The organism is Kocuria rhizosphaerae (assembly GCF_044462265.1).
GTDB lineage: Bacteria > Actinomycetota > Actinomycetes > Actinomycetales > Micrococcaceae > Kocuria > Kocuria rhizosphaerae.
Genome location: NZ_JBISWL010000151.1, coordinates 1 through 8,296, shown reverse-complemented (window position 1 = coordinate 8,296; position 8,296 = coordinate 1). Strand labels below are relative to the sequence as shown.

8 protein-coding genes and 1 tRNA gene are annotated in these 8,296 nt (G+C 72.7%); 8 read left to right on the top strand and 1 reads right to left on the bottom strand.

Annotated features, from left to right (window positions below):
- From ACH9EU_RS17865 to ACH9EU_RS17830, 8 genes are all read left to right on the top strand, one after another.
- Window positions 1–831 (top strand): fumarylacetoacetate hydrolase family protein (locus tag ACH9EU_RS17865; protein ID WP_396415252.1); only part of this gene is annotated, 831 nt, incomplete at its 5' end.
- A gap of 23 nt (window positions 832–854) precedes the next feature.
- Window positions 855–1,595 carry a maleylpyruvate isomerase family mycothiol-dependent enzyme gene (locus tag ACH9EU_RS17860; protein WP_396415251.1) on the top strand — a complete coding sequence of 247 codons (741 nt, stop codon included), beginning with the start codon at window positions 855–857 and terminating at the stop codon, window positions 1,593–1,595.
- A 141-nt stretch (window positions 1,596–1,736) separates the two neighbouring features.
- Window positions 1,737–2,915, top strand: a complete 1,179-nt coding sequence (gene dusB, locus ACH9EU_RS17855; protein WP_396415253.1) for a tRNA dihydrouridine synthase DusB — start codon at window positions 1,737–1,739, stop codon at window positions 2,913–2,915.
- A gap of 33 nt (window positions 2,916–2,948) precedes the next feature.
- Window positions 2,949–4,280, top strand: a complete 1,332-nt coding sequence (locus ACH9EU_RS17850) for a deoxyguanosinetriphosphate triphosphohydrolase (protein WP_396415250.1) — start codon at window positions 2,949–2,951, stop codon at window positions 4,278–4,280.
- Window positions 4,281–4,380: 100 nt separating this feature from the next.
- On the top strand, window positions 4,381–4,545 hold the full coding sequence (locus tag ACH9EU_RS17845; RefSeq protein ID WP_396415249.1) for a hypothetical protein: 165 nt from the start codon (window positions 4,381–4,383) through the stop codon (window positions 4,543–4,545).
- Window positions 4,545–5,120, top strand: a complete 576-nt coding sequence (locus tag ACH9EU_RS17840) for a hypothetical protein (protein ID WP_396415248.1) — start codon at window positions 4,545–4,547, stop codon at window positions 5,118–5,120. Before ACH9EU_RS17845 ends, ACH9EU_RS17840 begins: the two co-directional genes overlap by 1 nt.
- 105 nt (window positions 5,121–5,225) lie before the next feature.
- On the top strand, window positions 5,226–7,100 hold the full coding sequence (dnaG, locus tag ACH9EU_RS17835) for a DNA primase (protein WP_396415247.1): 1,875 nt from the start codon (window positions 5,226–5,228) through the stop codon (window positions 7,098–7,100).
- A 79-nt stretch (window positions 7,101–7,179) separates the two neighbouring features.
- A tRNA-Asn gene (locus ACH9EU_RS17830) sits at window positions 7,180–7,252 on the top strand.
- A gap of 107 nt (window positions 7,253–7,359) precedes the next feature.
- On the opposite strand, the gene ACH9EU_RS17825 is transcribed toward ACH9EU_RS17830, so the two are convergent.
- On the bottom strand, window positions 7,360–8,193 hold the full coding sequence (locus tag ACH9EU_RS17825; protein ID WP_396415246.1) for a hypothetical protein: 834 nt from the start codon (window positions 8,191–8,193) through the stop codon (window positions 7,360–7,362).
- Window positions 8,194–8,296: the final 103 nt, after the last annotated feature.

The following is an 8,296-nucleotide window of genomic DNA, read 5'->3' as shown; positions in this document are numbered from 1 at the left end:
CCCATGAAGCTTGCAACGCTGCGCACCGACCGGTCCACGACCGCCGCCCGTCTGGACGGTGAGGTCTTCACCGAGATCGAGGGCTACCCCGACCTGGGGGCGCTGCTGGCCCAGGAGAACTGGCGGCAGATCGCGGCCGACGCCTCCGGGCCGCGCCACGAGGCCGCCCACGCCCGGCTGGAGACGCTGGTGCCCAACCCGTCCAAGGTGCTGTGCGTGGGGCTCAACTACAAGAGCCACATCCAGGAGATGGGCCGGGACCTGCCCTCCCATCCGACGATGTTCGCGAAGTTCGCCGACACCCTCACCGGGCCCGGCGACCCGGTGGAGGCCGTGGCGGAGGACCCGGAGCTGGACTGGGAGGGCGAGCTCGTCGTGGTCATCGGCAAGACCGCCCACAAGGTCTCCGAGGCCGACGCCGCCGGCCACATCGCCGGGTACACGGCCGCCAACGACATCTCCATGCGCGGGTATCAGTTCCGGACCAAGGAGTGGCTGCAGGGCAAGATCTGGGCGGCTTCCACCCCGGTGGGCCCGGTCATGGTCACCGCCGACGAGTTCGACCCGGCGACGGCGACCCTGCACACCCGGGTCAACGGGCAGACGATGCAGGAGCACTCCATCGGGGACCTGCTGTTCACCCCGACGTTCCTGGTCTCCTACCTCTCCACGATCCTGCCCCTGCGCCCGGGCGACATCATCCTCACCGGGACCCCGGGCGGGGTGGGCCGTGCCCGGGACCCGCAGGTCTACCTGAAGTCCGGGGACCAGGTGGAGGTCGCCATCGACGGGATCGGCACGCTGTCCACGAAGATCGTCGACCCCGCCTGAGCGCGGGCACGAGAGGAGCAGCCATGGTCGCCCGAGAGGACCTCACCACCGACGAGCAGCTGAAGTCGCAGCTGCTGCTGGTGCGCCGCGGCACGGCGTTCTGGTCCCGGAAGGTCAACGAGCTGGCCGACGACGAGCTCGACGGGGCCTCGCTGCTGCCGGGCTGGACCCGCCGGCACGTCATCGCCCACGTCGGCTACAACGCCCGCGCCCTGACCCGTCTCGTGCAGTGGGCCAACACGGGCGTGGAGACCCCGATGTACTCCTCCCCGGCCGCCCGCAACGAGGAGATCGCCTACGGCGCGACCCTGCCGGCCCGCGCCCTGCGCCACCTCGACGCCCACGCGTCCGTCTCGCTCAACGTCGAGTGGCGCGACACCCCCGAGGAGGCCTGGCACCACGAGGTGCGCACCGCCCAGGGCAGGACCGTGCCGCTCACCGAGACCGTGTGGTTGCGCAACCGGGAGGTCTGGCTGCACGCGATCGACCTGGACAACGGCGCACGGTTCTCCGACGTCCCACGTGAGGTCCTGACCCGGCTGCTGCGCGAGATCGTCGGAGCCTGGGCCGCGAAGGACACCGACCCCGGACTGCGGATCCAGGTCACCGACGCCCCGGAATTCGGCGAGCTCGGGACCGCAGCCGGCCAGGACACCGGGACGCTGGTGCGCGGTGACCTGTCCGCGGTGGCCCAATGGGCCTCCGGGCGCGGTGGCCACCGGCTCCAGGCCGGCGCCGACGTGCCCAACCCCCGCTGGATCTGAGCCCGCGCCGGAACCGGTCGTGACCGTGGACCGCAGACCCGCGGGGGAGAGCCCCCGGGGGCCTGCGGCATCCGCGGGCCGAAGTCGGCGGTCCGCCGCCCGGATCGGGCCGTCCGCCGTCCGTGAGAGAATTTCCCGGTGATGGACACCCGAGCCGAGACCCCGCCCGCGAAGCTGGACCTGCCGCCCCTGCACCTGGGGAGGCTGAGGATCGACGTCCCGGTCGTGCTCGCTCCCATGGCCGGGGTGACCAACAAGGCGTTCCGCAGGCTGTGCCGCGAGTACGGCGGCGGTCTCTACGTCACCGAGATGGTCACCGCCCGCGCCCTCGTGGAGCGGCGGCCGGAGTCCATGCGGATCATCGACCACGACGCCGACGAGACGCCGCGCTCCATCCAGATCTACGGGGTGGACGCCGTCCACGTCGGCCAGGCCGTGCGGATGGTCGTCGAGGAGGACCGCGCCGACCACGTCGACCTCAACTTCGGCTGCCCCGTGCCCAAGGTCACGAAGCGCGGGGGCGGCTCCGCCCTGCCCTGGAAGACCGACCTGTTCACCGCCATCGTCCGCACGGCCGTCGAGGAGGCCTCCCGGGGCGACGTCCCCGTGACGATCAAGATGCGCAAGGGCATCGACGACGACCACCTCACGTTCCTGGAGGCCGGCCGGATCGCCCGCGACTGCGGCGTGGCGGCGGTCTCCCTGCACGGGCGGACCCTCGAGCAGCACTACTCCGGCACCGCGGACTGGGACGCGATCGCGCAGCTGCGCGCGGCCCTGCCGGACGTCCCCGTGCTCGGCAACGGCGACATCTGGAGCGCCGAGGACGCGGTGCGGATGGTCGAGCGGACCGGGGTCGACGGCGTCGTGATCGGCCGCGGCTGCCAGGGCCGGCCGTGGCTGTTCGGTGACCTGCAGGCCGCGTTCGAGGGCCGTCCCGAGCGCTTCCGCCCCGGCGTGGCCGACGTGGCCCGCACCATCTACCGCCACGCGGAGCTGCTCGTCGACATGTTCGGGGACGAGGCCAAGGCCCTGCGCGACATCCGCAAGCACGTCGCCTGGTACTTCAAGGGCTACCCCGTGGGCGGGGACCTGCGTGCGCGGATGGCGCAGGTCCCGGACTTCGCGACCCTTCGGGAGCTGCTGGCCGAGCTGGACCTCGACCTGGGCTACCCGGGGGCGCCCGTCGAGGGACCCCGCGGCCGTGCCGGGTCCCCGAAGAGGCCGCACCTGCCGGACGGCTGGCTCGCCTCCCGCGAGCTCGGCGACGCCGAGCGGCTGGGCCTCGTGGCCGCCGAGCTCGACGTCTCCGGCGGCTGAGCCCCGCTCCCCACGACCCAGAGAGGACCGGGCATGCCCCACACGTCCATCGAGATCGACCGCACCGGCTCTCCGGTCCCGGGCTACGCGGCCCGCGACGTCGAGCGGTGGGTGGCCGAGGAGCACCACAACAAGTACCGCTCGGACTTCGAGCGGGACCGCGCCCGCATCCTGCACTCCTCGGGACTGCGCCGGCTCGCGGCCAAGACGCAGGTCGTCTCCCCGGACACCGACGACTTCGTCCGCAACCGCCTGACCCACTCCCTCGAGGTCGCCCAGATCGGCCGGGAGCTGGGACGCATGCTCGGCTGCGACCCGGACGTCGTCGACGCGGCGTGCCTGTCCCACGACCTCGGGCACCCGCCGTTCGGGCACAACGGGGAGTCGGCACTCCACCGGCTCACCCAGCACATCGGCGGCTTCGAGGGCAACGCGCAGACGCTGCGCCTGCTCACCCGGCTGGAGCCCAAGGTCCTCGACGACGAGGACCGGCCGGCCGGGCTGAACCTGACCCGCGCCGTGCTGGACGCCACGTGCAAGTACCCGTGGGAGGCCCGCGAGGCGCCGCTGCGCGCGGACGGGACCCGCTCCTCGAAGTTCGGCGTCTACGCCGACGACCTGCCCGTGTTCTCGTGGCTGCGCGAGGGGACGCCCGCGCGCACCCGGTGCCTGGAGGCCGAGGTCATGGACCTCGCGGACGACATCTCCTACTCGGTGCACGACGTCGAGGACGCCATCGCCTCCGGACTCGTGCAGCTGGGCTGGCTCGCCGACACGACCCAGCGGGACAAGGTGCTCGACCTGACCCGGGCCTGGTACCTGCCGGGGGCCGATCCCGGAGACCTGGACGCCGCACTCACCCGGCTCGAGGACTCCGCGATCTGGGTCCGGGAGATGGACGGGTCCCGCAAGGACCTGGCCCGGCTCAAGAACATGACGAGCCAGCTCATCGGCCGCTTCGCGATGTCCGCGGTGGGTGCGACCCGGGACATCTACGGCGAGGGCCCGCTGACCCGCTACGACGCCCAGCTGGTGGTCCCCGAGGCGACCGCCGTGGAGATCGCCGTGCTCAAGGGGATCGCGACGACCTACGTCATCACGGTGCGCGACGCCCAGCCGATCTACGACAACCAGCAGGAGGTGCTGACGATCCTGGCGGGCGCCCTCATGGACTCCGACGGACGGCAGCTCTCCCCGGCCTTCGCCGCGGACTGGCACGCGATCGGTGACGGGTCCGGGGCGGAGGCCGCCCGGCTGCGCCTGGTCGTGGACCAGATCGCGTCCCTGACGGACCTCTCCGCCGTGGCCCTGCACGACCGGATCCGTGGCACGCACTGGCGGGTGGGGGACAAGCCGCTCTGGTGAGCCCACCGCGTCCCGTTCAATGACAGTGCGCTGGGACGCCCCGGTCCGCGTTCCTGGACTCGACGCGCTGGTGCCCCCTCTCACCAAGGTCTCGACCGTCATGGGAACCGATTTCGCATCCGCCGTTCGCGCCGAGCCCGTGGACGGCTCGCCGCCCCTCCGCTCACGTGCGTGGGTGGCCCCGCTGTGCTGGACCGCCGTTCTGCTCGACGGCTTCGACGCCGTCGTCCTCGGGGCCGTGGCTCCGACGCCACGACCCTCGTGATGACGGGCGACCACGTCGGTGCCGTGCTCACGGCGGGCCTGGCCATCGTGGTCGTGGGCCGGTTCGGCCGGCAGGAGATGTTCGTCCTGGGCGCGCTCCCGGCGCTCGTGCTCGTCCCGCTCATGGTCGTGCTCCTGCCCGAGTCCCCGTCCTGGCTCGCCTCCCAGGGCCGCGCCGCCGAGGCCCGCGCGGTCGGCGAGCACTACGGCGTGCACGTCGAGCACCACACCCCCGGCGAGGAGCAGGAGGAGAGGTCCGGCGGGCTGATGCTGCTCTCCGCGGGCCGGCGCCGGAACTCGATCGCCGTCTGGGGCGCGTCCTCCATGGGCCTGCTGCTCGTCCACGTCTTCACGGCCGCCAACCACCCGCCGCGTGTGCGGGCCACGGCGCTGGGCATGTCCGCCGGAGTGGGGCGGCTCGGAGCCATCTCGGGACCGATCGTCGGTGGCACGCTCCTGAGCGCGGGACGCGCCTACCCGTGGGGCTTCCTCGCGTTCGCCGCCGTGGGCGCGCTGGGCGGGGCGGCCATGACCGGCACGAGAACCCGGCACGGGCTGCGCGGGCCCGGGCGCTGAGCCTGCCCCGTTCTCCCTCCGTCCCGGGCGGGCCCCGCTGCTGGTTCTCCACCGGGCGGCCGGCGCCCGCCCGGGCGCGTCCGCCCGCCCGCCTACACTGAGCCTGTGGCAGGACTGATCAGACGCGAGGACATCGACGAGGTGCGGGCGCGCACCGACATCAAGGAGATCGTCGACGGCTACGTGACCCTCAAGAGCGCCGGCATCGGCTCCTGGAAGGGGCTGTGCCCGTTCCACGACGAGCGCACCCCGTCCTTCCACGTGCGGCCCCAGACGGGCACCTACCACTGCTTCGGCTGCGACGAGTCCGGGGACGCCATCGCGTTCCTCATGAACATGGACCACACCACCTTCGCGGAGACGGTGGAGAAGCTCGCCGCCCGGATCGGCTACGAGCTGCACTACGAGCAGGGCTCAGGGCCGCGGAAGGAGGAGGTCGGCCGCCGCCAGCGGCTGCTGGACGCGCACAAGGTCGCCGCCGAGTTCTTCCAGCGCAACCTCTACACCCGCCAGGCCGCCCCCGCGCAGCAGTTCCTCGGCGAGCGCGGGTTCGACGGCGAGGCGGCCCGCCGCTACGGGGTCGGCTACGCCCCTCGCGGCTGGGACCACCTGCTCAAGCACCTGCGGGAGCGAGGGTTCACGGACCAGGAGCTCAAGCTCACCGGGATGTTCTCCGAGGGCAACCGCGGTCTCTACGACCGGTTCCGGGGCCGGCTGGTCTGGCCCATCCGGGCCGTCGCCGGGGAGGTCATCGGCTTCGGCGCCCGCAAGCTCGACGACGACGACCAGGGCCCCAAGTACCTCAACACCCCCGAGACCGCGCTGTACAAGAAGTCCCAGGTGCTCTACGGGATCGACCTCGCCAAGCGGGAGATCGCCAAGCAGCGCCGCGTCGTCGTCGTCGAGGGATACACCGACGTCATGGCCTGCCACCTGGCGGGCGTGACAACGGCCGTGGCCACGTGCGGCACCGCGTTCGGCCCCGAGCACATCAAGATCGTCCGCCGCTTCCTCTCCGACAGCGGCGGCGGGGGCGAGGTCGTCTTCACGTTCGACGGCGACGCCGCCGGGCAGAAGGCGGCCCTGCGCGCCTTCGAGGAGGACCAGCGGTTCGTGGCGCAGACCTACGTGGCCGTCGAGCCGCACGGCATGGACCCGTGCGATCTCCGGCTCGCCCGCGGTGACGCCGCCGTGGCGGACCTCGTCGATTCGCGCCGGCCCCTGTTCGAGTTCGCGATCCGGGCCACGCTGAAGAACTACGACCTCGACACCATCGAGGGACGGATCCGCGCCATGCGGGCGTGCGCGCCGATCGTGGCGAGGATCCGGGACCGCTCCCTGCGTCCCGCCTACGCGCGGCAGCTCGCCGGCTGGCTGGGCCTCGAGCCCGCGGAGGTCCAGCGCGCCGTCGACGGCGCCGGCCGCGGCGGCACCCAGGAGCGCCCGGCGCCCCGCGCACCCGAGGCGCGGCAGGGGCCGCCGCCGGTCGAACTGCCCGACCCGCGCGAGCCGGTGGCCCGGATGGAGCGCGAGGCACTCGAGACGGTGGTCCAGTGCCCGGACCTGATGCTCGAGGACCACTGGGAGGAGTTCTCCCTGAGCGCCTTCCGCTACCCCGTGCACGGGGCCGTGCACGACGCCGTGCTGGCGGCGCGGGCTCAGCTGCGCGACGGTGGGGCGAGCGTGCCGGGTGGCCAGGTCTGGGTCGACGCCGTGCGCGGGCACCTGCCCGACCCGCTGCACGGCTACCTCGCCGAGCTCGCCGTGACGCCGTTGCCGGCGACCACCCAGCAGCAGCTCGAGCGCTACACCGCCGACATCCTCACCCGGCTCTTCGAGCTGCAGATCAACCGGCGGAAGTCGGACCGCCTGGCCGAGCTCCAGCGCACCGATCCGGGGGCCCGGCGGGAGCGCTACGAGCAGCTCCAGCGGGAGCTGCTCGAGCTCGAGATGCAGCGGCGTCGCCTGCGCCAGGACTGACGCCCCGGCGGTCCGCGGGATTTGGCGAACCCCGGGCGGAACGGTAGAGTAGTGGCTCGTTGCACGCCTGCGTGCACGGTCCCCCGTAGCTCAATTGGCAGAGCATTCGACTGTTAATCGAAGGGTTACTGGTTCGAGTCCAGTCGGGGGAGCACCACAGGAGGCCCTCACCGGCGGAGACGCGGGTGGGGGCCTCCGGCCGTTCCCGGTGGTTCCCTGCGCTCCGGGGCCGTGTCGGTCCCGAGCGCTCACGGGCTGCTCACCGGGACAGGTTGCGCTGCAGCCACAGCGTGAGCCACAGCCTCAGCCGCACCTCGTCCCAGGAGGGGGCGTTCACCACGAGCGCGGCGGTCCCGTAGCGGTGGACCGCATCGACACCCTCACGGTCGGAGAGCTCGTCGACCAGCCGCTCCACCAGACCGGGATGTTCGGCGGGGACGTCGGCGCGCAGCCCGACGTCGAAACATTCCACCTCGGCGACCACGGTCACCAGCGGCTCTTCCGCGGCGTGGGCTTCCGGGCCCTCGCCGCGCAGCGCCGAGACCGTCCGGCGGGTGTGGGCGAGCATCTCGGCGCCGTCCATGGGATCGCGGCCGTGAGCGGACTGGTAGGCGCTGTAGAGGGGGATGGCCGGCAGGAAGATCTGGTGGCCGTCGGCCGCGAGCACCGGGTAGTTGAGCATCGGGTAGTCGTTGATGATGTGCTCGCCGACCCGCCATCGGGCCGGGGGAACTGCTGTCGTGATGACGCCGGCGAGATACGAGACGAAGCCGTCGACCAGTGCGAGCGCCGCGGCCGGCGGGTGCGGGTCCACCAGCGTCCCGTGGCGGGACCAGCTGGGCCAGGAGGGCCGTGTCGGGTCCTCGTCCAGCGGTCTCGGGTCCACCCCCAGCTCCGTGAGCTGCGCAGTGATCCACTCCCAGACCGGGGCCACCGAGTCCACGGATCCGTCGAGCACCTCGTCGGGGTCCAGGCCCGCGGCGGTCATCGACGAGCGCAGGTGTCCCAGGGCCCGAGCCCGCTCGGCGATGAACTCCTCGAGCGCGCTCGCAGCCTGCTGCGGTGTCATCCACTCGTACAGCCGCGTTCCCATGGGACGACTCTACTGTGGGGGAGGACAGGCGTTCCCACGGGCCGGGCCGGCTCACCGGTCGACGTGGACGCGGATCCCGTCCGCCGGGGTGGGCAGGCCGTGG